Annotated in this window: 20 protein-coding genes; 6 read left to right on the top strand and 14 right to left on the bottom strand. The window is 67.2% G+C overall.

The genetic code is table 11. From position 1 onward, the window contains the following. Positions 1 to 2 precede the first annotated feature (2 nt). From F572_RS0105725 to F572_RS0105765, 9 genes are all read right to left on the bottom strand, one after another. On the bottom strand, positions 3 to 542 hold the full coding sequence (locus F572_RS0105725; protein ID WP_017940825.1) for an invasion associated locus B family protein: 540 nt from the start codon (positions 540 to 542) through the stop codon (positions 3 to 5). A 147-nt stretch (positions 543 to 689) separates the two neighbouring features. Next, positions 690 to 3,599, bottom strand: coding sequence for an EAL domain-containing protein (locus F572_RS0105730; RefSeq protein ID WP_017940826.1), 2,910 nt, complete (start codon positions 3,597 to 3,599; stop codon positions 690 to 692). Then, on the bottom strand, positions 3,599 to 4,558 hold the full coding sequence (locus F572_RS0105735; protein ID WP_017940827.1) for an ABC transporter substrate-binding protein: 960 nt from the start codon (positions 4,556 to 4,558) through the stop codon (positions 3,599 to 3,601). The genes F572_RS0105730 and F572_RS0105735 overlap by 1 nt, the downstream gene beginning before the upstream one ends. Positions 4,559 to 4,716: 158 nt before the next feature. Further along, positions 4,717 to 6,228 (bottom strand): glycosyltransferase family 39 protein, encoded by a 1,512-nt coding sequence (locus F572_RS0105740; RefSeq protein WP_017940828.1) that lies wholly within the window; start codon positions 6,226 to 6,228, stop codon positions 4,717 to 4,719. Next, on the bottom strand, positions 6,225 to 6,905 hold the full coding sequence (locus tag F572_RS0105745; RefSeq protein WP_017940829.1) for an HAD-IB family hydrolase: 681 nt from the start codon (positions 6,903 to 6,905) through the stop codon (positions 6,225 to 6,227). Before F572_RS0105745 ends, F572_RS0105740 begins: the two co-directional genes overlap by 4 nt. Before the next feature lie 301 nt (positions 6,906 to 7,206). Further along, positions 7,207 to 7,959, bottom strand: a complete 753-nt coding sequence (locus tag F572_RS0105750; RefSeq protein ID WP_369772128.1) for an SDR family oxidoreductase — start codon at positions 7,957 to 7,959, stop codon at positions 7,207 to 7,209. Positions 7,960 to 7,964: 5 nt separating this feature from the next. Beyond that, positions 7,965 to 9,263: an FAD-binding oxidoreductase gene (locus F572_RS0105755; RefSeq protein WP_017941662.1), complete on the bottom strand. Its 1,299-nt coding sequence runs from the start codon at positions 9,261 to 9,263 to the stop codon at positions 7,965 to 7,967. A gap of 375 nt (positions 9,264 to 9,638) precedes the next feature. Then, on the bottom strand, positions 9,639 to 10,613 hold the full coding sequence (locus tag F572_RS0105760) for a lysylphosphatidylglycerol synthase transmembrane domain-containing protein (RefSeq protein WP_017941663.1): 975 nt from the start codon (positions 10,611 to 10,613) through the stop codon (positions 9,639 to 9,641). Beyond that, complete coding sequence (locus F572_RS0105765) at positions 10,610 to 11,488, bottom strand: decaprenyl-phosphate phosphoribosyltransferase (protein WP_017941664.1); 879 nt, start codon at positions 11,486 to 11,488, stop codon at positions 10,610 to 10,612. Before F572_RS0105765 ends, F572_RS0105760 begins: the two co-directional genes overlap by 4 nt. Positions 11,489 to 11,611: 123 nt before the next feature. Here F572_RS0105765 and F572_RS0105770 point away from each other — a divergent pair, with 123 nt between their 5' ends. From F572_RS0105770 to F572_RS0105795, 6 genes are all read left to right on the top strand, one after another. Next, entirely contained in the window at positions 11,612 to 12,118 is a 507-nt protein-coding gene (locus tag F572_RS0105770; protein WP_017941665.1) for a hypothetical protein, read from the top strand. A 39-nt stretch (positions 12,119 to 12,157) separates the two neighbouring features. Next, positions 12,158 to 13,048, top strand: a complete 891-nt coding sequence (locus F572_RS0105775; protein ID WP_017941666.1) for a DMT family transporter — start codon at positions 12,158 to 12,160, stop codon at positions 13,046 to 13,048. Positions 13,049 to 13,104: 56 nt separating this feature from the next. Beyond that, the gene (locus F572_RS0105780; RefSeq protein ID WP_017941667.1) at positions 13,105 to 13,494 is read left to right on the top strand and encodes a hypothetical protein; all 390 of its coding nucleotides are present in this window, start codon (positions 13,105 to 13,107) and stop codon (positions 13,492 to 13,494) included. A gap of 33 nt (positions 13,495 to 13,527) precedes the next feature. Further along, positions 13,528 to 14,496, top strand: coding sequence for an arsenic resistance protein (locus tag F572_RS0105785; RefSeq protein ID WP_017941668.1), 969 nt, complete (start codon positions 13,528 to 13,530; stop codon positions 14,494 to 14,496). A gap of 248 nt (positions 14,497 to 14,744) precedes the next feature. Then, positions 14,745 to 16,196 (top strand): sigma-54 dependent transcriptional regulator, encoded by a 1,452-nt coding sequence (locus F572_RS0105790; RefSeq protein WP_038034120.1) that lies wholly within the window; start codon positions 14,745 to 14,747, stop codon positions 16,194 to 16,196. A 155-nt stretch (positions 16,197 to 16,351) separates the two neighbouring features. Then, a complete protein-coding gene (locus tag F572_RS0105795; protein WP_017941670.1) occupies positions 16,352 to 17,365 on the top strand; it encodes a transporter in 1,014 nt (337 codons plus the stop codon). A gap of 33 nt (positions 17,366 to 17,398) precedes the next feature. Here F572_RS0105795 and F572_RS0105800 read toward each other — a convergent pair whose 3' ends face one another. The 5 genes from F572_RS0105800 to fdxA all read right to left on the bottom strand — a co-directional run bounded on the left by F572_RS0105800 (position 17,399) and on the right by fdxA (position 21,012). After that, entirely contained in the window at positions 17,399 to 17,881 is a 483-nt protein-coding gene (locus F572_RS0105800) for a hypothetical protein (RefSeq protein WP_017941671.1), read from the bottom strand. An 80-nt stretch (positions 17,882 to 17,961) separates the two neighbouring features. Then, entirely contained in the window at positions 17,962 to 18,603 is a 642-nt protein-coding gene (locus F572_RS0105805) for a C39 family peptidase (protein WP_231291107.1), read from the bottom strand. A gap of 72 nt (positions 18,604 to 18,675) precedes the next feature. Continuing rightward, positions 18,676 to 19,029, bottom strand: coding sequence for a hypothetical protein (locus F572_RS14750; RefSeq protein WP_026142988.1), 354 nt, complete (start codon positions 19,027 to 19,029; stop codon positions 18,676 to 18,678). A 105-nt stretch (positions 19,030 to 19,134) separates the two neighbouring features. Next, positions 19,135 to 20,106, bottom strand: coding sequence for a hypothetical protein (locus F572_RS0105815; protein WP_017941674.1), 972 nt, complete (start codon positions 20,104 to 20,106; stop codon positions 19,135 to 19,137). A gap of 582 nt (positions 20,107 to 20,688) precedes the next feature. Beyond that, the gene (fdxA, locus tag F572_RS0105820) at positions 20,689 to 21,012 is read right to left on the bottom strand and encodes a ferredoxin FdxA (protein WP_017941675.1); all 324 of its coding nucleotides are present in this window, start codon (positions 21,010 to 21,012) and stop codon (positions 20,689 to 20,691) included. Positions 21,013 to 21,075 lie beyond the last annotated feature (63 nt).

A 21,075-nucleotide genomic window follows, 5' to 3' on the forward strand; every position in this document is an offset into this window, starting at 1 on the left:
GGTTATTGCAGTTGGTTGCTGGCGTCGGTGAAGCCCATCAGGGATACGTCAAAGACGAAGGGCTGTTCCTGATGCAGGGCACGGAAGGCGACGGTCAGGGCCTGGCCGCCGCGCAGCTCGCTCATCTGGTTGCTGTTCAGTTCGCGCCCGGCGACGCAGCCCTGCTGCACGCAGGTCACGTAGCCCGCGTCCATCTCCTCGCCCGCATCGTCCACCTGCATGCGGATACCGGGGCGCAGGTCCACGCCCAGCGGCACCAGGATCTCGATGATGTGCTGGTCGCCCTCGCGGCGCACGGTGGCCTGCAGGAACAGCCCCTGCGCCTGCTCGTCCTGGATCTCCAGCGTCTGCTGCATCCGGCAGCGCTCGCCCTGTGGCGTCTCGATACAGGCGACCTCCCAGTCCTGGTGGATTGTGGTCTCCGGCTCCTGCTGCTGCATTTGTTGCTGCATCTGCGGGTCGGCCTGCTGGGCGAGCGCCAGGCCGGGCAGGAGGAGAAACAGGGCCGGGGTCAGGCCCGCGCGCAGGGGGCGGATAGTCATTCGGTGTGCTCCGGAACATGTATTCAGCCGTACAGAATGGCTAATGGCGGCCCTCGGTGGCAACCGTGGCCGGGGACAATAGAGACCGTGCTGGCTGATGCATGTTCCCCATGCAGGGGCTTGAGAAGTGTCTCGTAGCCCTCGATGTCAGCGCGGTGGGTTGTGCATTGCAAACAGTTCCTCCAGGGGCTGCGGGCGGTGCAGCCCGTAGCCCTGGGCGAAGTCCACGTTCAGCTCGCGCAGGCGGGCGATGGTTGATGCGTCTTCGGCAAACTCGGCGATCGTTTTCTTGTCGAGCAGGTGACCGATGTTGTTGATATTGCCCACCAGGGCATCGTTGACCGGGTCGGTGGCGATGTTGCGCACGAAGCTTCCGTCGATCTTCAGGTAGTCCACCGGCAGGGTCTTCAGATAGGCGAACGACGACAGCCCGGAGCCGAAGTCGTCCAGCGCGAAGCGACAGCCCATGCCGCGCAACTCGCGGATGAAGCGCATCGCCGCCTGCAGGTTGGAGATCGCTGCGGTTTCGGTGACCTCGAAGCAGAAGATCTCGCCGGGCAGCTGGTGCAGGCTCAGCTGGTTGCGGATGAATGGCAGCAGGGTCTCGTCACTCAGGGTCGCGCCGGAGAGGTTGACTGCGCAGTGCTCGATGCTTGCGGGGCCGTGCACGCGGATGTGGTCAGCCACCATGGAGAAGGTCCGGGTGATGATCCAGCGGTCGACGATGGAGATCAGGTCAAAGCGTTCGGCGGCCGGCAGGAAGACCCCGGGGGGGATCAACTCGTCGTCCTGGCTCCGCAGGCGCACGAGCACCTCGAAGGAGAGTCCCGCGGGCGGTGCGCCGGAGTCGGGCTCGGCCAGTGGGTGAATCATCTGGGCAAACAGCACCAGGCGCCCCTGTTCGACGGCGTCGGAGATCTGTGTGGCCCAGTCCATCTCGCGCCGGTGCTGCTGCAGGTCCTGATCCTCCGGGCGGAAGATATGCGAGCGCCGTCGGCCGGCGTTCTTGGCCGCGTAGACCGCGATGTCGGCATCGGCGAGCAGCTGGTTCATGCTGCGCTCGCCGGGTTGGAACTCGATGATGCCGATGGAGGCGCTGATGCGGAACACGCGGTCTTCCCAGGCAAAGCGCAGTTCGTCCAGGACCGTATGGATGGCGTTGGCGATGCGGTCGGCGTGGGCGATGTCGCAGTGCGTGAGGATGATGCCGAACTCGTCGCCCCCAAGGCGGGCGAGCAGGTCGGTTTCGCGCACCTGATCCAGCATCAGTTCGCCGACCTGGCGGATCATCTGATCCCCGGCGACGTGGCCGGCGACATCGTTCACGACCTTGAACTGGTCGAGGTCGATGTACAGCAGGGTATGGTTTTCGTGCCCCTTCTGGCTTTCCGGGTAGCGCGCCAGCTGTTCCAGGCGCTGCTCGAAGGCGTGGCGGTTGGGCAGCCCGGTCAGGGCATCGTGGGTGGCCTGCCAGCTGAGCTGGTTGGCCAGCTCGCGCGCCTGGGTCACGTCATGGAACACCAGCACCACACCCACGATCTCGCCGTCCCGGTCGCGGATCGGCGCGGCCGAGTCCTCGATCGCGAATTCCTGCCCGTCCTTGCGCAGCAGCATGGTGTGGTTGGCCAGTCCGACGATCCGACCTTCCTTGAGGCAACGCTCGACCGGGTTGACCGCCGGTTTGCGGGTGATCTCGTTGAGGATGTTGAATACTCGCGTCAGCGGTTCACCGGTGGCGGCATCGGTGGTCCAGCCGGTCAGGTACTCCGCGATCGGGTTCAGGAACGTGACTCGGCCCCGGGTATCGGTGGTGATGACGCCGTCGCCGATGGAGGCGAGCGTGACCTGGGCGTATTCCTTTTCGCGGAACAGGGCCGCCTCGGCGCGCTTGGTCGCGGTGATGTCCTGCACGATGCCGTACATGCGCCGGGGCTGGCCGTCCGCGTCGCGCAGCACGTCGCCGCTCCCGAGCAGCCAGCGTTCGTCGCCATCGCGTGTGAGCACGCGGTGCTCGATGCTGTAGGCGGTACCCTGCTCGAGGGACTGCTCCACCGCGGCCTGGACCCGCGCACGGTCGTCGGGATGGACCCGCTCCAGGTAATGCTCGAAAGTGACCTCCGTCGTGTCCTCCGGCAGATCGAACAGCTGGTAGGTCGGACGGGTCCAGACCAGTTCGCCGCTGGCGATATCCCATTCCCAGGTGCCAACGCCGGAGAAGGCCTGGGCCAGATACAGCCGCTGCTCGCTTTCGCGCAGGCGCGCCTGTTCCTGCACCAGGCCATCGGCCATACGGTCGAAGGCGCGTGCCAGTCGGCCGATCTCGTCGCGCCCGGTGACCCCGGCACGCTGGTGGTGCTCGCCGCCGGCGATCTGCTCCGCGGTCCGGCTCAGGCGGCTCAGGCGCCGCCCCAGTGCCTGGTAGATCAACCACCACAGCGCGGCGAGTGCTGCGATAAGGATCGGCGCGAGCAGCAGCGCCGAGTTCAGGGCCGCGGTGCGCGCCTGCCGGAAAGGCAGCGACAGATCCCATGCGAGGATGACCGCGCCCGAGGGGCTGCGCCCCAGGTCCACCAGAGGCCCGGTGAACTGCAGCGGCGCCACCGCGATCAGGGTGTTCTCGCCCGCGACATGGCGCACCTTGGCGGCGCGGCGGTCGCGGGCGTCGGTCAGCAGAGTGCGCAGCGGGTCGGCCAGCGCGGCCATGGGTTCGGCGTCCAGGGTCTCCGCGAGCGGGCGTTCGCGCATGCCGCGATTCAGGGCGGCGAGGTAGTGCTCGCGTTCATCGACCACCCCGGCCAGGCGGACCCGGATATCGACATTGAGCGCCGCGATCTCGTCCTGAATGGCCTGCGTGCCGTTGTCTGCCAGGTGGTTCTGGACGATGCGCTGCATGCGGCTGATCTCGGTCGCCAGTTCGCGTTCGGCGTTCTCGAGGATGCCGCGCTGCTGGTTGTGGATCAGGGTCAGGGTGTAGAGGGTGCCGAGGACGAGTGCCACCACCAGCAGGAAAAGCGGCAGCGTGGTGTTGATCGGATAGCGGAACAGGCCCTGCCACATCAGCCGTCTTCCGATGGCGGGCAGCCCGCCGCCTGCAGAATGCGGTCATCGAACAGTCGTTCCAGCTCCACCTCGCGCTCCAGCAGGCCCTGCTGCTGCATCAGGGTGGCCAGGCGCTTGCTGCTGGTGCGCAGGGATTCACCGTCGTCGGCCAGGGCTGTGCAGTTTTCCGCGCGCGAGGGAAAGCGGACCCCGGCCAGTGCACCCGCCAGTTCCTCCGCGCTGAGGTCGCTGTACCGGGCCATGGCGGCCTTTGCGGGTTCCGGGTCGGTATGCAGATATTCGAGCGTTCCAAACCAGGCATCCACCAGCTGCCGGAGATGTCGCGGGTGGTCGTCGAGCGCTTGGCGCTGGATCACCAGGACATCGATAATCTCGCCCGGGATCCGGGTGCTGTCGAACAGCTCCTCGGCACCGGCATTCAGCAGCCGGGTGCGGATCGGCTCGAAGGTCGCCAGGGCGTCGACCTCTCCGCCGTGGAAGGCCTCCTCGTGGCGCCCCGCATCTACGCGCACGATATTGACTCTCTCGCGGTCGATGCCGCCGTGGTCCAGGCCGCGAGCGAGCAGGTAGGCGGTGGCGGCATCATTCTCGACCCCGATGCGGCGGCCCTCCAGGTCGGCCATGCGGGTGATGCCCGGCTGCGCCAGGATGGTGTCGCCGCCATGGGAATAGTCCAGCAGCAGGATGACGCGGATATCGTGGCCCTCGGCGCGCAGCAGCAAAGCCTCGTCCAGGGTCAGGGCGGCGGCGTCGACATTGCCGTTGCGAAAGGCGCGCAGGGACTCCACGTTCGAGCTGAAGCGGGCGAGGCGAATCTCGTCGCTGGGAAGCCTGCCCTCGGAGGCGGCCAGGTGGAGGGGCTGGTAGCCGATCCACTCGATGGTGGCCACTCGCAGCGGGGTCTCCTGGGAGCCACCACAGCCGAGCAGCAACAGCGGCAGCAGCAGAACGAGCACGGCGAGACCACAGCGCCAGCGGGTGCGTGCGCTCGCTCTACGCTGGCGGGCAGGGATCGCCGCTCCGGGTGCGATCATCGCTCGCCCCTCCCTGGATGAAGTCGATGGCTCACGGACAACAGTATCCGGGGGGACGATTCCCTGGTCAACGCAGGGTCTTATTCCCGGTTCGTGTAGCGGTCGGTGAAGGCGCAGCGGCCCTCGGGCAGCCAGTCCGGGAAGTCGTAGTAGCGCGCGAGCACCGGCTGCAAGACCTGGTCGTGGTAGGCGGCGTAGTTGAAGCCGCGGCCTTCGGCGAGGGTCCAGTCGACGCCGCGGATGGTGACTTCGCGCACGCGCACCTCGTCGAAGAAGGGCTCCACATGCGCCGGGTCCAGCTCGCCGCGGGTGGGGACGTAGAGCAGGTTGGCGCCGTCCAGGGCGCGGAAGTCGGTCAGCAGGTCGTCCTGGCGGCCATAGTGCGAGCCGGGCCCGAACACGCCGACCTCGCGGCCGGCGTAGTAGCCCAGTACCGCGGAGCGCGAGTAGCTGCGGGTGAAGACGTGCCAGTCCGCGTCGTATTCGCCCACCACCCCGGCCACCGATTCCGGGGCCAGGTAGAACACGGCGTCGGCGTAGCGGTCCTGGCCCTTCAGCCATTCCACCGGCATCAGCGCGAGGGTCAGGATCGCGACGGCGTGCAGCACCGCGAGGGCCCCGGAGAGCCAGACGCCGAGCGTCAGCGAGCGTCGGGCCAGGAACAGCGCGGGCAGCAGCAGGAAGGGCGCGAAGGCGGCGAGCCAGTGCAGCCCGATGCTCTTGAACGGGGCGAGGAGGGCAAACAGGATCAGCGGGATCAGCCCGGCGGAGAGGAACACGCCCAGCTGGTGCTCGCGGATGCCGGCGGCCAGGGCGCGCCACTGGCGGGCGTAGAACCACAGCAGCCAGGGCGTGAACAGGTAGACGAGCAGGATCGCGTAGGTGAGCCAGTTGCCGGGGTCGAAGCCGCCGTCGCCGTGCCGGTTCACGATGTTGAACATCACGTTGTACCAGCAGTTGCCCCAATTCCAGTACAGATTGAGCGCCACCGCCGGCACCACGCCGAGGAGGATCAGCAGGAGGCCGCGCCAGTGCTGCCGCGCGAACAGCAGGATGTGCAGCCCCAGCGCGATGCCCAGGAGCACCGCGAAGTACTTGGACAGGAACGCCAGCCCCAGGGCCAGCCCGGCGAGCAGGAAATAGGCCGCGCGCCCGGTGCGCAGCGCCCGCCAGGCGAGGCCGGTGGCGAGCAGGGCGAACAGGATCAGCGGGGTGTCCGTTGCGGTAATGACCGCGATGAAGAACAGCGGCATGAACAGCGCCAGCAGCGAGACCAGGCGCGCCCGGACCGGATCGGTATGTCGCCACCAGAGAAAGACCGCAAGCGCCGGGGCCATGGAGGCGAAGATGCCCAGCGCGCGGATCGCCAGCGGGTGCTCGGTCAGCGCCAGCACCGCGGTCAGCCCCCAGCCGATCATCGGGGGGTGGTCGTAATAGCCGAGATCCGGGTTGTGGCCCCAGATCAGGAAGTAGGCCTCGTCGCCGGTGATCGGCAGGGCCCAGGCCATGCCGATCTTGACCAGCAGCACGGCCAGCAGGATCGCGCCGTAGTGACGGGCGAGCCAGGGCCAGGAGGGGGTCGCCGTGTTCACTCGGGGGCGCCCTCGAGGGCGGGCCCGTGGACACGCCGGAAACGGCCCCGACGCAGCCGGTAGCCGCTGCGAGCCAGCTCCAGCATCGGCTGGTCGGCGTCCCTGTCGCCGTAGGCCGCGACCAGGTCCACCGGCTCTTCCGGGGGCAGCGTCGCGCGCCAGGCGGCGATGGCGGCCGGCTTGGCCGCGCCCCGGCAGTTGGTACCGTCGAGGCGCCCGGTCACGCGTTCGCTGTCATCGACCGCCAGGCGCGAGCTGACTACGCCGGCAAGGCCGTGGCGCTCGGCCCAGGGCTGCAGCCAGAGATCCAGCGAGGCGGACACCAGCACGCAGTCATGGCCCGCAGCCTGGTGGGCCTGGAGCGCGCGCATGCCCGCCGGGCGCAGCAGACGGTCCAGGCGGCCCTCGGCGAACTCGCGGCCCTTGGCCTGCAGGTGGGCGAGGGTCTCGCCGGCCAGCATGCGGGTCAGCACGGCCTCCTTCGCGTCCTGGTTGGAGAGGCGCTTCAGCGCCAGGCCGGTCAGGGCGGGGAGGCAGTCCGGCAGGCGGCGCAGGAATTCCACTGTCCCCAGTGCGTGGCGCAGGAAGGGGAACAGGCTGTCGCGCCGGGTCAGGGTGCCATCAAAGTCGAACAGCACGATCTGCCGCGCGGGGCCGGGCCGGGTGGGGGCGGACATGGCTAGGGAAACACTGATCCATGTACACGCTCGCGCTCGAGTCGCTTTTGCGTGCGAACAAGGCGCGGTGACTGCCGTGCAGTCATTCTGCACAAGGGAACCGCAACGCCGTTCCCACGCAAAAGCGGCCGAGCCCCTGCATTCAATCGCTTGTGGGGTTGGCACCCCAGGTTCCCCGATCCTGCGTTGCGGCGCGAAATCATCAAAAACGGGCCGGTAGAACTACTACCGGCTGCGCACCGCGCCTTGTCTCGGAAAACCTGGGGTTCCAACGCGAGTGTGTACATGGATCAGTGTTTCCCTAGAGTTTGAGGCGCTTGAACAGGTATTCGGGGATCAGGCGGATGATGGTCATGATGACCCACCACTTGCCGGGCAGGTAGGCCACGTCGCGGCCACGGCGCATGGCGCGGACGATGCCCCGGGCGACCGTTTCCGGTTCGGCCCACAGGGCGCCGGCGCGGTTGAAGCCCTCGGTCATCGGGGTGCGCACGAAGCCGGGCTTGAGCGTGACCACGTCCACGCCGCTGAAGAACAGCCGGTTGCGCAAACCCTGCAGGTAGATCGCAAGCATGCCCTTCGCCGTGCCATAGGCGTAGTTGCTCTGGCGCCCGCGGTCGCCGGCGACCGAGCCGATGGCGGCGATCACGCCCCGGCCGCGGGCCTCGAAGTCCGGCGCGATGCGGGCAAGCAGGGCGATGGCGCTGGTGCCGTTCACGTGGATCGCTTGCAGGGTCTCGTCCACCGAGGCGTTGCAGGCCGCCTGGTCGGGCAGGGTGCCCCAGGCCAGCAGCACGCTGTCCACCTCGCCCAGGGCCTCCTGCGCCTGTTGCCAGATCGCCGCGTGGCCGTCGGTGTCCGCGAGATCGGCCGTGGCGCCGAGGATGCGGGTGCCGTCCGGGTCGTCGGCGCGCACCCGCAGGTCGGCCAGCAGGGCCTCCAGGGCCTCGCCGTCGCGGGCCACGCAGAAGAGTCGGGCACCGGTGTCCACCAGTTCCCGCGCCACTGCGGAGGCAATGGCCGAGGTGGCACCAAAGAGGACAACGTTTTTCATCGGGTTCATGCAGTCACCCTGCGCCAGAAGCCGGAGGAGAATTCGGGGTCCACATACGCGGCGAAGGCCTCCCAGCGGGGGAACCCCTGGCGGAAGACGTCGGCCGGCATGCGTGCGTCCTTCGCAGGGTACAGGGCACCGCCGGCCTCCTGCACGATCGCGTCCAGGCGCGCGAACAGGCGTTCGGTGTCGCGGCCCTTTTCCGGGAAGTCCAGCGCGAGCGTGGCACCCGGGCGCGGGAAGGACAGCAGGCCCGGCGCGGCGCGGTCGCCGAAGGTCTTGAGCACCGCGAGGAACGACCCCTGGCCACTGGCGGCGATGGCATCCAGCAGGGCCTGCACGCCGTCCTTTGAAGCCGCCGGCGGCAGCACGCACTGGTACTGGTAGAACCCGTTGTGACCGTAGATCCGGTTCCAGTGCCGGATGGCGTCCAGCGGGAACAGCCAGGGCCGGTGGTGGACCGCGCGCGGCGTGGCATGCACCGGCTGGCGGTAATAGAGGTGGTTGAACGCCCGCAGGGTCAGACGGTTGACCAGCGACACCGGCGGGTCCAGCGGGATGCTGCGGCGGCGTTCGTGCCAGGCGTCCTTGCGCGGCGCGGTGGTCGCATGGCGCCCGCCGCTGTAGATGCCGCGACCGACCCGGCCGCCCGCTCCCGGGTTCAGGCAGTCGATCCAGGCGACGGTGTAGGGCCACTCGCGCTCGGCCTGCGCATTCAGCTCCCAGAACGCCTCCAGAGACTCGAAGCGCTGCGACCAGGCGCGCATCCAGGCGCTGCGGACCGGGCTCAGCTGCAGCGTCACGGTCTCGATCAGGCCGGTCAGGCCCAGGCCGCCGACGGTCGCGGCGAACCATTCGGGAGTGTTCTCGGGAGTGACCTCCAGCACTTGACCGTCGGAACGGCGCAGGGTCAGGGCCCGCACGTGGTCGCCGAAGCTGCCGGCCTGGTGATGGTTCTTGCCGTGCACGTCATTGGCGACCGCGCCGCCGAGGGTCACAAAGCGCGTGCCCGGCACCACTGGCGGAAACCAGCCGCGCGGCACCGCGAAGCGCAGCAGCGCATCCAGCGATACCCCGGCCTCGGCGGTGAGCTCTCCGGTGGCCGCGTCGAAGGCCACGAAGCGATCCAGCCCCGGGGTGTGCAGCAGCGAGGCCTCCGGGTTCAGGCAGACATCCCCATAGCTGCGCCCCAGGCCGTGGGCGAGCACAGGCCGCGGCACATCGGGCAAGGCCCGACCGCGCCAGCCCAGCGCGACCTCGGCGGCGTGTTCGACCCGCGGGATACGGTTCCAGCTGGCGGTCATGCAAGGCCTCCGGCGCCTTTCCCGTACCCGTCATTGCGAGGCCCCGCAGGGGCCGCGGCAATCTCCAGAAGCTGTTCCCGGCATCGGGGGATAACTCGCTGCACTCGCCCTTCGGGCCGGCCTGCGGCCGTTCGACGCGCTACGCGCTTTTGTACCCCGGCCCCTGCGGGGCCTCGCAATGACGGGGTTGTGGAATGTCGGTTGCGCACGACGATGTCGGGATGGCACCAGGAGAATCTTGCGGACCCTGCGGCTCTGTGGCTTCGAACCTGTAGGAGCCCGGCCCTCCGGGCGATTGGGGCATTGGTTGCACCCCATCGGCCAGGGGGCTGGCCTCCTACAGGGCTTCGCCATGACGTGGTGAGAGCGAGGCGCCTACGCATGGTGCTCGTCCGGGTGTTCGCGGCCGTGGGCCTCGGGGTTGGTAGCGAGCGCGATCAGGCCGAGGATCACCGCGAACCACAGGGTGGTGAAGCGGATCAGCATCGTCGCCGCGACCGCGTCGGCTGGCGGCATGTCGGCCCACAGCAGCAGGGCGACCATCACCGCCTCGGTGCCGCCCAGTCCCCCTGGCAGGAAGCTCAGCGCGCCGGCCAGCATGGCCAGGGCGAAGACGAAGGCGGCAAAGGCGAAGCCGGCCTCGAAGCCCATGGAGTTGAGGATCCACCAGAAGGCCAGGGACTCCGCGCTCCAGGCGATCACGCTGAGGGTCGTTGCGCCGGCCAGCAGGGCGGGGCGGTGACAGCGCCGCGCCTGCAGCAGCACAGTGACCAGGTGGTGCAGGGTGCGCCACAGGCGCCGGCCGGGCCGGTCGCTCAGGGTCTGCAGCCACACCAGCGGCCGGCGCCAGGCGAGCACCACCAGTGCAGCGAGGATGCAGGCCGCGCCGACCAGGATCAGCCAGGTGCCCTGTGCGACCAGCGTCAGGCCCAGCATGGACAGCAGCACCACCGCGATCAGGTCGGACAGGCGTTCGGAGACGAACGCGGCGAAGCTGTCCGGGTAGGGCACCCGGCGGCGCTTCAGGAGCACGCCGCGCAGGGCCTCGCCGGCCTTGCCCGGGGTGGTGGTCAGGGCAAACCCGGCCACGTAGATATGCAGGCTGGCGCGGGCCGGGACGGCATGGCCGAGGGTGCGCAGGTACAACTGCCAGCGGGTGAAGCGCAGGCTGTAGTTCACCAGTGACAGGCCCAGCGCCAGCAGGAGTCCGCCGATGCCCACCAGCTTCAGGGCGCGCCACACCTCGTCCGCCCCGGCCCACAGGGCGACCCCGAGATACAGCGCAACGGCGACGATGATCGAGAGCACCACCGCGCGCAGGCGCCAGCCCGAGAGATGTACCGCGCTCATGCGAGCACGAGGATGGTGACCCCCAGCCACACCGCGACGGTGGCCAGCAGGTGGGGGTCGGTGACCAGGTCGCGCGAGGTGTCGTTGCCGCCGCCGCGGGCGTGCAGGAGGAACAGGTAGCGGAAGATGCCGTAGATCACGAACGGCAGGGTGTAGATCAGCCCGTCGGTGCCGTGCAGTGCGATGGTCTGCGCGCTGACGGTGTAGAGCCCGTAGGCGAGCACGGTGCAGGCGGCGCTGATGGAGATGAACTGGTCCAGCAGGCTCACGCTGTAGTCATCGAGCACGCGCCGCGGCCCCTCGGTCGTTTCGCTGCGCTCGATGCGGTCATCGGCCAGCTCGGCGCGGCGCTTGGCGAAGCCCAGGAACAGCGTCAGCATCAGGCCGCACAGCAGCAGCCACTGCGAGGGCTCGATCCCCAGGCCCAGGGTGCCGGCCAGGATGCGCAGCATGAAGCCGGCGGCGATGCTGAACACGTCGAGGATCACGATGTGCTTGAGCGACCAGGAATAGGCCACGTTCAGCACCAGGTAGGTCAGGATCAGCGCGATCACCCAGGTGCTGACCATCGCCGCGAGGACCAGCGCGATAATCACTGCCGTGGCAAAGATTGCCCAGGCGGTGGATACCGGGATCGCGCCACTGGCGATCGGCCGCTCGCGCTTGGTCGGGTGGCGGCGGTCGGCCTCGACATCGACGATGTCGTTCAGTACGTACACCGCGCTGGCAATCGCGCAGAATGCGAGAAAGGTGGTGCTGGCTGCGAGCACGGTGCCGGGCTCGCCCCATTCGTGCGCGAACACCACGCCGAGGAACACAAACCCGTTCTTGATGTACTGGTGCGGGCGCAGCAGCTTGATCAGCGAATACAGCATGCAGGTGTCGGTCGTGGAGGTCGTTGCAGTCTACTGACGCACTCGATGCGTTACCATCGGCGCCGCTGTCGCGCACACCCGCGTGTGTTTCGATCCCATGTCTCGATCCGCAGGAGAACTGCCATGTCGCTTGTTGCCCGATCCCTTCTGCCCGCCGCCCTGCTGCTCACCGTCGGGCTGGTGGCCGGCTGCATGTCCGGGGGCGGTCCGGAGCCCGAGTTCGCCGAGGGTCAGCCGTTTCCCGAGCGCACCCTGAATGACCAGCACGGGAACCCGGTCGAGCTGCCGGGCAATGCCCGCGTGATCCTGAAGACCGTCGAGGCGGCCCCGGCCGGCGTCGCCAACGCGGTCCTGAGCGAGATGAGCCCCGCCGAGCGCGAGGGGATCGTCTACATCGCCGACATCCACGAGATGCCGCCGCAGCCGATGCAGAACGTGGTCCTGCCGCGCATGCAGGCGCGGGACTATTCCATCGTGGTGACCTCCAGCGCGGCCGATGCCGGCTTCCTGCCGCATGAGCGCGAGCAGGTGACCGTGATCCTGCTGGACACCGAGGGTGTGGTGACCGGCGTCGGCCATGCCGGTAGCGAAGAGGCCCTGAAGGACATGCTCGACGGCGCGCACGAGTAAGCTCGCGCATGATGGGTTCGAACCGCGGCAGGATCTGAGTTGGCGTTCTTTCTGGGCCTGCTGACGGCCCTGGGGTTTGGCGCCGGCGATTTCTTCGGCGGGCTGGCCTCGCGACGCATTCCGGCGCTGGTGGTGGCCTGCTATTCGCAGATCCTTGCGACCGCGGCTCTGTTGGTGATCGCCCTTCCGCTGGCGGGGCTGCCTGGAGCGCAGGCCTTGATCTGGGGTGGGGCCGCGGGGCTTGCTCTGGCGCTGGGCCTGCTGGCGTATTACCACGGCCTGGCCCAGGGTTCGATGGGGCTAGTCGCTGCGGTGACCGGGGTGATCTCGGCGCTGGTGCCGCTGTTGGTCGGACTCGCGCTGGGTGAACAGCCGGGGCTGCTGGCGTTGCTCGGGATCGCCGCGATCGTGATCGCGATCGGGATGATATCTGGCGGGGCGCGCAAGGCGAGTCCGCGCAACCTGGATGAACCGGTACGTGGCCTGATGGCGCTGGCGAGGGGGGAGCATCCGGTTCGTGGCCTGCTCGACGCGGTGATCGCGGGGGCCTGCTTCGGTCTGATATTCGTGTTCCTCAACGAGGCCGAGGTTGGCTCGCCGCTGTGGCCGGTAGTCGCGACCTCGGCAGTGGGTGCCCTGGCCCTTCTGGTGGTGATGCTGATCCGCCGTCCGCAGCTGGGGATGAACCGCTCGACCCTGGTGTTGCTGTCGCTGGCAGGTCTGTTACAGGCGGCGGCCACTCTGGCCTTCGTGGTCGCGGTGCGCATGGGCCTGTTGTCGATCATCGCGGTGGCCGGGGCGCTGTCCCCGGCGCCGACGGCGCTGATGGCGCGATTGTTCCAGGCCGAGCGCATGTCACGGGTGCAACTGGGCGGGTTCTTCTTTGCCCTTGTCGGTATCCTGCTCATCGTGCTGGGCGGGCCCGGATAGGCATCGGGCGAGTCTGATAAGTTGGGCCCCGTCATTCACGCCACAGGAGGTGCGAAGTGTCCGAAGATCCGAAACCGGAAGTTGTGCGCAGCGACGTGAGCGAGCCCACGCTCGGCCCGCGCAAGGACGTCACCATGGTCACCGTGGTCTACGTGCTGTATCTGGTCAGCTTCCTGACCGCGCTGACCGCCATCGCCGGCCTGATCATCGCCTATATCAAGCGCGGCGAGGCCGATACCGTCAGCGTCTCCCACTTCACCTACCAGATCCGCACGTTCTGGATCGGGCTGTTGTTTGCTGTGCTCGGGGTCATCACGACGCCGATCGGCATCGGCTTCCTGATCTTCCTGGCTCTGATCATCTGGCTGCTGGTGCGCTGCATCAAGGGCCTGCTGGCCAACAACGACAACCGCGCCATCGAGCAGCCCGAGACCTGGCTCTGGTAGTTCTTGTGCGCCGCCCTTGAGCGGCGTTGGCGAATGCGCGAGCGGCTGGAGCAATACCAGGTACTGATCTACCTGGTGGCGATTGCCCTGGGGCTCGGCCTGGGCCTGTCCGCGCCGGAGTTCGGGGCGATGCTGGATGCCGTGCTCTGGCCGGTGCTGGGGCTGCTGCTGTACGCCACGTTCACGCAGACGCCGCTAAACCATCTGGGCGCGGCGTTTCGCGAGCCGCGCTTGCTGGCGGCGGCGGTGATCGGCAACTTCGTGGTGATCCCGCTGCTGGTCTGGGCGATCCTTCAGGTCGCGCCGGGCGGTCCGGCGGTCCTGCTGGGTATCGCGCTGGTGCTGCTGGTGCCGTGCACCGACTGGTTCATCACTTTCACCCATCTGGGTGGGGGTGACACGCGCCGGGCGATCGCCTTTTCTCCCCTTTCGCTGTTGCTGCAGCTTTCCCTGTTGCCGCTGTATCTGTGGTGGCTCTTCGGTGGCGAGTTCACCCTGGTGCTGGCCGGCGGAGACGTGCTGAAGGCCTTTGCCGGCCTGATCCTGGTCCCGCTGATTCTGGCGTATCTGACTGAGCGCTGGGCCGACGATGATCCCGGGCGCGGTCGTCTGATCGCGGGCCTGGCCTGGCTGCCAGTCCCGCTGCTGGCCGGGGTGGTGTTCGTTATCGCGGCCTCGCAGGTTACGACGGTGCTCGACGGAGTCGGCGTGCTGTTGCCGCTGCTGCTGATCTTTGCCGGTTTTCTGGTGGTTGCGGCCCTGCTGGCGCGGGCGCTGGCCCGGGGGTTCGACCTGCCGGTGGCGCAGGGGCGGGTGCTGGCGTTCAGCCTCGGCTCGCGCAATTCCTTCGTGGTGCTCCCGATCGCGCTGGCCCTGCCGCAGGGCCTGGAGCTCGCGGTGGTCGTGGTGGTGTTCCAGTCCCTGGTCGAACTGGTCGGCATGGCGCTGTACCTGTGGTGGATTCCCCGCTACCTGTTCCCCGATCCTTCGGCTGCTTCCTGAGTACGGCGGGCCCTCCGGCACTGGCTTGATGTGAGCCCGGCGGACCCGCTGGCGGCGTCGGTCCTCATGCGCCGCCGATCGCCCCGGCGACCCCTTGGTGTCATTAATCCGACAGTACCCTGCCTGTGTAGCATTTTTGTCATCCCTGGAAACGGATTTTTGACGGAAGCGGCCTATACTCCAAAAGGTGAAAAGCGTCACCCGGGACCTGGGGCGCCAGGGATTTCTTCGGACAGACGGGGAAGAGCATGTCCGGATCAGGAAAGATCAACGGGGCCTTGTGGCCTGCGCTGCCCAGCGGAATTGTCGATTCGGCTGGCGCGCAGGCCGGCTTCGGTGCGGAGGTGTTCCGGGCCTGCTCCACGGGTGCACCCCGCGAGGTGGCCTGGCTGGATGCCGGTGGGCATGCCCGCGAGTCCGTGCTGCGCCTTTCGGGTGCCTGGCGATTGCGCCGCCTGAGCTTCCCGCTGGCGCGCGCCTGGCCCGACCTCGACGGGGTCCGGGTGGGTCTGCTGGATCTCGATCATCCCCTGCCGTCGCAGTTGATTGACTTCGTGAATGCCCACCAGCATGTCAAATGGATTGCGCTGGTCCATCCGGGGTTGCTGCCGAGTCCCGCATTGCGCGACCTGATCCGCGATAACTGCTATGACTTCCATACCCTGCCGCTGGATCAGGCCCGTCTGGAGGTCACGCTGGGCCGTGCCTGTGGCATGGCCGTGCTGGAGACCCCGTCCGAGCACACCGCGATGGTCCCGTCGCCCGCCGAGGGACGCCCGATTATTGGCCACAGCGCCCCCATGCAGTCCCTGGCGCGGCAGCTCACGCGCGTGGCCGGTTCGGAAGCGCCGGTCCTGTTCCTCGGGGAGAGCGGGACCGGGAAGGAACTGGCGGCGCGGACGGTACATCGTCTGTCGCGCCGCGCTGACGGTCCGTTTGTGGCGGTCAACTGCGGGGCGCTGCCGGCACCGCTGATCCAGTCCGAACTGTTCGGGCACGAGGCGGGGGCCTTTACCGGCGCGACGCGGCGCAAGATCGGGCAGCTGGAACTGGCTCATGACGGGACGCTGCTGCTGGACGAGATCGGGGATCTGGGCCTCGAGCTTCAGGTGAACCTGCTGCGCTTCCTGCAGGAGGGGACGCTGGTGCGTGTGGGTGGCCTGCAGCCCATCCAGGTCGATGTGCGGGTGCTGGCGGCCACCCACATGAATCTGTTCCGCGCCGTCGAGGCGGGGCGTTTCCGCGAGGATCTCTACTACCGCCTGAACGTGATTCAGCTCGATGTGCCGCCCCTGCGCGATCGCGGGAGCGACTTGATGGCGCTCGCGCAGTTCTATTTCGAGCGTTTCCGGTGCCAGAACCCGCGCCTGCGCGGCTTCACCCAGGCAGCGGTCCGGGCGCTCCATGGCCATCGCTGGCCGGGCAATGTCCGTGAACTGGTCAATCGCATCCAGCGGGCCGTGACCATGGCGGAGGGACGCCTGATACGGCCGGAGGATCTGGGATTCCCGGCGCAGGAGCGGGATGACAGCCAGGAGACGCTGGCGCAGGCGCGCGACCGCGCGGAACGCGAGACGGTCATACGGGCGCTGGGGCAGTGCGACAACAACGTGTCGCGTGCCGCACGCCAACTGGGAGTGGGGCGAGTGACGCTTTATCGCTTGCTCGACAAGTACGGGGTGCGGCCACAGAAGCACTGAACCGGCGGTTTGGTGTCGTGGAGGCGGTCCGATGGGGGACGCGCAAGGCCCGGTCGGCGTGACCGGGCTGTGGGTTCCTGTATTCGTTGCCCCCTTGCGGGGCCGGGAGAATGACCGTGGACGGGACTTGGATCGGGAGGAGGGGGGCGGGGCTGATGGTCGGCCCGTTGTTGCTGGGATTTTCGGCCACGGTGGTTGCGCAGGAGGGTCGCGAGGCGGTCGGTGATGCACCGCGCGACACCGGGCCACAGGTCACGGTTTTCGAGGAGCGCGGCATGCTGACGCCGCAGGGGCAATGGGTGATCGAGCCCTCGCTGTCCTACGTGCACAGCAGCGCGCTGGATGTCTCGATCGAGGGCTTCACGATTATCCCGGCCCTGGCGATCGGGCTGATCGATGTCAGCGAGACGGAGCGGGATACCCTGACGGCGGCGGTGGCATTGCGGTACGGGCTCACCGACCGACTGGAGGTCGGGCTGAAGATCCCCTGGGTCTACCGCGAGCAGCAGGTGCGGCGGCGTGACATCCTGGAGGGGACCGAGCTGGAGCGGGTCACCGGGTCCACGGGCAGTGGTCTCGGCGATATCGAGTTCGGATTGTCCTATCAGTTCAACACGGCGGACCGAGGACGACCGTTCTTTATCGGCAACCTGAAGGCCAAGAGCCGCACCGGGACCGACCCGTTCTCGGTGGATCGGCGCCGGATTGTGGACGAGGATGGCAATCGTCTCGGCGAGATCTTCCTGGAACAGCCAACCGGTTCCGGGTTCTGGGCGGTGCAGCCCAGCGTGACCATGATCTATCCGACCGATCCTGCGGTACTGTTCGCGAACGTCAGCTACCTGTGGAACATCGAGCGCGACGTGGGGCCGGATTACGGCACGGTCGATCCCGGGGATGCCTTCGGGGCCAGCCTCGGGATGGCCATCAGCCTGAACGATCGTACCTCGATGAGCTTGGGCTACGACCACAGCGTGGTGTTTCGTACCCGCGTGGAGAACGATCCGGGGCTGGAGCCGGTGTTCGGACGACGCCAGGTGGGGACTCTGCTGTGGGGGGTGTCGCACCGTCTGAGCGAACGCACCAGCCTGAACTTCTCCCTCGGTGTCGGGGTAACGGAATCGGCGCCCGACGTCCAGATGACGGTACGGGTTCCGATGCGTTTCTGAGGGGCGTGGCAGGGGCGGTTGTGGCGGGTGTTACTACCAGCCGCGGCCGCCGTCCAGAAGCTGCTGATTCAGGGCTCGCCCGAGGTCACTGCGCGGCATTTGCAGGTTGCGCAGTTCCAGTTGCATGATCGTCTGGTGGTGGATCGCCTGGCCGTCCAGTTGATTCTGAATGGTCGTGACCCAGCCCGTGCCGTCCAGCGAATCGGTGACCAGCGCCCGCGGCGGAAATGCATCCGGTCCACTGCGGATCATGATGCGACTGGCCGTGTGGGCATGGCTCGCCGCCTGGTTCAGGGGGCCGATCGGGAGCAGCGTGGTCTGGTGCAGGGTCTCGCCGTTCAGGGAGGTGATCTGGTCCAGCCCGATCGCGATTTGCAGGCCGTCGCGGCCAAAGAAGCCGCCACGCTGTTCGGCCAGGATCGTATCGGGGACCACGCGCGGGTCCTGTGCGCCGGGGAGGCTGTCCAGGGCGAATCCGGTGGCGGGCAGGGCGGCCAGTATGAAGCACAGCACCACTCGCAAGTACCTGCGCCTCTGACCCGTCCGCGGAGCATGCGGTTCGGCGAAGCCCGTTCGGTTCGTGGTTGTCGCAGGCATCACCATTCTCGGGCTCGCGGGAGGTTGAGGGTGAATCGGCCGAGGTCGTGCCGCACCACACCCTCGCCGACGGGCGCCCGGGTGATGGCCGCCCACGTTTGCGGGGCGTTGAAGCTTGCGCGGGCACGCTCCACGTCTTCGCGAATGACGAACAGGATGTCGTTGACCTGGACCGACTCGAACTCGGGGCGACGATAGCTCTTGAGTCCCAGGGCCGGATCTCCGACCAGCACTTCGCCATCGCGCAGCCCCTTGATGACCACGAAATGCCGGTATCCTCGCGTCTCGATCATCGCGATCGCGGGGACGCCAAGCCCCTCAAGGTCGTCCAGGCCGATGCGGAAGCCATCTGCTGCAAGGTGGGCCTCCGAGGCGAGGTAGGTCTTCATGTCCAGGAGCGAGAAGCCCTGGGCACGAATCAGATCCTGATCGCCGCGGCGGAACATGCCGTCGAAGGTGGTGGTTTCCTCGGTGGGACGGTCGTAGTGATAGCTCAGCAGGGTCGCCAGCGCCGCGGATCCACAGCTGAAGTCGTATTGCTGCGGCACCACCGAGCGGAAGCGCAGGGCCTTCATGCTGTCGACCGGTACGTTCATGCTCCCGATGACCCCCGGAAACTGGGCGCCACCCATCTGCGCCATCAGGGGCTGCGGGCCCTGCAGGGCCAGTAGCAGTGCGGCCAGTGCCAGACGAAGACCCCGGCGGGCCATGATTCAGGGGTTGATCGTGACGTTCACGATCATCGATTCCTGGATGGCCACGTTGTGGCCGGTGTTCTGGATGATCGTGGAGAATCCACGGGCATTGTCAAAGGCGCCGTTGGCAATCAGGTTGGTACCGCCATGGCCGCCCACGACGACATTGTCGTGCAGGGCAATCTGGGAATGGACCTGACCCAGCTGCACGTTGCTGACCCCCTGCCGGGCGCGTTGCTCATTCAGGGTATCCGTGCCCACAGGTGCCAGTGCCTGTATGTCCAGCTGGGATGGATGTGCATGAGAGGCGTGTCTCTCGATGGCGTCGTCCGCGGTGACTGTACCCGCCACTAGGCTCAGTGCGCCCAGCATTGCGGGCAGGAGGTATCGAGGGCGCTTTCGGGAAGGGAACATGACCGAATTCTCCAGTGGAGTACCAAGGCGCGACGGGTCCGGAGACCCGCCGCGTCGTACGGACTAGTTGCCCAGGTTCAAGTGCGCCTGCACCGAGACCTGCTGTTGCGTCAGGCTGTTGGCCCCGCTGTTCTGCGAGACCTGGGTGATGCCAGCCGGGGACACGAAGGAATCGGAACCGATCGTGTTGTACGCGGTGCTGCGCGCCCCTTCGGCGATATCCACGTAGTTCCCGGTGACCGTACCGGACAGGTCGTTCTGGCTGACCACGGCGTTGACCTGCAGCATGGTGTTGAAGCTGTCGGTTGCCGTGCTGTTGCCGGAATCCATGACCGCGAGGCTGTTGTCGGAGTTGTCGCTCTGATCGCGGGTCACGCTGGCGGTGGAGCCATTGTTGGCGGCGGCACTGTTGTCGTCGGCGCTGGCCGAGCTGTTGTCCGAGCTGTCGTTGCCCGAATCCGACACATTGAGGCTGTTGTCGGAGTTATCGTTGCCCGAGTCCGATACGTTCAGGCTGTTGTCGGAGTTGTCGTTACCGGAGTCGGCGACGTTCAGGCTGTTATCGGAGCTGTCATTCCCCGAGTCCGAGACCGTGGTGTTCCCCGAATCCGCGATGCTGGTGCTGTTGTCGGAACTGTCGTTACCGGAGTCGGCGACGTTCAGGCTATTGTCCGAGTTGTCGTTGCCCGAATCGGCGATGTTCAGACTGTTGTCCGAGCTGTCATTGCCCGAGTCGGCCACATTCAGACTGTTGTCGGAACTGTCGTTGCCCGAATCCGAGACCGTCGTGTTCCCCGAGTCCGCCACGCTGGTGCTGTTGTCGGAGCTATTGGACAGGTCGGAGTCATTGACCGTTACTGCCAGCGAATTTTCGTTGGCGGAGGAACCGCCATTGTCGGCGGTCGAGGAGGCCGTGGCATTCTGATCGCCCACCTCGCCTTCCGCCGTATTGGTCGGATTGGCCAGCGCGAGTCCGGAGCTCAGGCCGAAAGCGAGTGCGATCGCGGAAGCGATAAGTGTCTTTTTGAAGCTCATGATGAATCTCCTTTGGGTTGTGTCGACACGCCTCTAGGCGTCGTGGCCGCCATGACGCAACCGCCCTGGCGGCCACGACAAATCCGTTAGCAGGCGTCGGGCCAAATGGAGGATTCTTCGATTAATCAGGGCCTTGCGGATTCCCCTCGGATGTCCGTCGCGGGCGATCTGTACCGCTGGCGAAACAACAAATGATCGGTCTCCTGCGGATCCGCCTGTAAGTGGCGGAAATCCGAAAAGAATCACGCGGGACGCAAGCTGTCTTCCCGGGAGACAACCATCGCCCAGCATCCACGCGAGATGGGCAAACGGGGTCCAACTGGTTCTGGGCAGAGGCGTATTGGGGCCGCAAGGCTTCGAGTGCCCAGGACGTGCGGTATCGCAGATCGGCGTATGGCTACGTGCCCGTTCATGGCGCCCGGGCTGGCCGATGAGACGATTACCCCGGCGGCAGGTGTGGCGGTTGGTGGAGGCGGGGGATCGCACCACAGCCGCCGGGCGGCCCTGCGGGCCGGCCCGGTGTACTGCGGTTACGCGGACGGCCCGGGGTTCGGGATCCGCAGGGTATGTTGGGGTGGAGTCTCAGCGCTCCAGGTACTGCAGCTTGTTCTCGACGCCGTCCCATTCTTCGGCATCTTCCGGAGGGTCCTTGCGCGAGGTGATGACCGGCCAGGTGCGGGCGAGTTCGGCGTTCAGCTCTATGAAGTGCATCTGATCCTCTGGCACGTCGTCCTCTGGCAGTATGGCTTCGGCCGGGCATTCCGGTTCGCACAGGGTGCAGTCGATGCACTCGTCCGGATCGATGGCCAGGAAGTTCGGGCCTTCATGGAAGCAGTCGACCGGGCAGACCTCGACGCAGTCGGTGTACTTGCACTTGATGCAGTTATCGATAACGACGAACGTCATGGTGTTTCTCCCTTTTCATTCAGTCTTGTGACCGGTCGTTTCCGCTGACCGCCCTGGCCGAGC

It is taken from the genome of Thioalkalivibrio sp. ALE14, from assembly GCF_000376845.1.
Taxonomy (GTDB): domain Bacteria; phylum Pseudomonadota; class Gammaproteobacteria; order Ectothiorhodospirales; family Ectothiorhodospiraceae; genus Thioalkalivibrio.

Bases quoted from the DNA above. Each gene is read 5' to 3' on its own strand.
- F572_RS0105805 (WP_231291107.1), bottom strand. From the start codon at position 18,603: ATGGCGCAGATGGGTGGCGCCCAGTTTCCGGGGGTCATCGGGAGCATG.
- F572_RS0105790 (WP_038034120.1), top strand. From the start codon at position 14,745: ATGTCCGGATCAGGAAAGATCAACGGGGCCTTGTGGCCTGCGCTGCCC.
- F572_RS0105795 (WP_017941670.1), top strand. From the start codon at position 16,352: ATGGTCGGCCCGTTGTTGCTGGGATTTTCGGCCACGGTGGTTGCGCAG.
- F572_RS0105745 (WP_017940829.1), bottom strand. From the start codon at position 6,905: ATGTCCGCCCCCACCCGGCCCGGCCCCGCGCGGCAGATCGTGCTGTTC.
- F572_RS0105815 (WP_017941674.1), bottom strand. From the start codon at position 20,106: ATGAGCTTCAAAAAGACACTTATCGCTTCCGCGATCGCACTCGCTTTC.
- F572_RS0105755 (WP_017941662.1), bottom strand. From the start codon at position 9,263: ATGACCGCCAGCTGGAACCGTATCCCGCGGGTCGAACACGCCGCCGAG.
- fdxA (WP_017941675.1), bottom strand. From the start codon at position 21,012: ATGACGTTCGTCGTTATCGATAACTGCATCAAGTGCAAGTACACCGAC.
- F572_RS0105760 (WP_017941663.1), bottom strand. From the start codon at position 10,613: ATGAGCGCGGTACATCTCTCGGGCTGGCGCCTGCGCGCGGTGGTGCTC.
- F572_RS0105725 (WP_017940825.1), bottom strand. From the start codon at position 542: ATGACTATCCGCCCCCTGCGCGCGGGCCTGACCCCGGCCCTGTTTCTC.
- F572_RS0105785 (WP_017941668.1), top strand. From the start codon at position 13,528: ATGCGCGAGCGGCTGGAGCAATACCAGGTACTGATCTACCTGGTGGCG.
- F572_RS0105765 (WP_017941664.1), bottom strand. From the start codon at position 11,488: ATGCTGTATTCGCTGATCAAGCTGCTGCGCCCGCACCAGTACATCAAG.
- F572_RS0105770 (WP_017941665.1), top strand. From the start codon at position 11,612: ATGTCGCTTGTTGCCCGATCCCTTCTGCCCGCCGCCCTGCTGCTCACC.
- F572_RS0105730 (WP_017940826.1), bottom strand. From the start codon at position 3,599: ATGTGGCAGGGCCTGTTCCGCTATCCGATCAACACCACGCTGCCGCTT.
- F572_RS0105750 (WP_369772128.1), bottom strand. From the start codon at position 7,959: ATGAAAAACGTTGTCCTCTTTGGTGCCACCTCGGCCATTGCCTCCGCA.
- F572_RS14750 (WP_026142988.1), bottom strand. From the start codon at position 19,029: ATGCTGGGCGCACTGAGCCTAGTGGCGGGTACAGTCACCGCGGACGAC.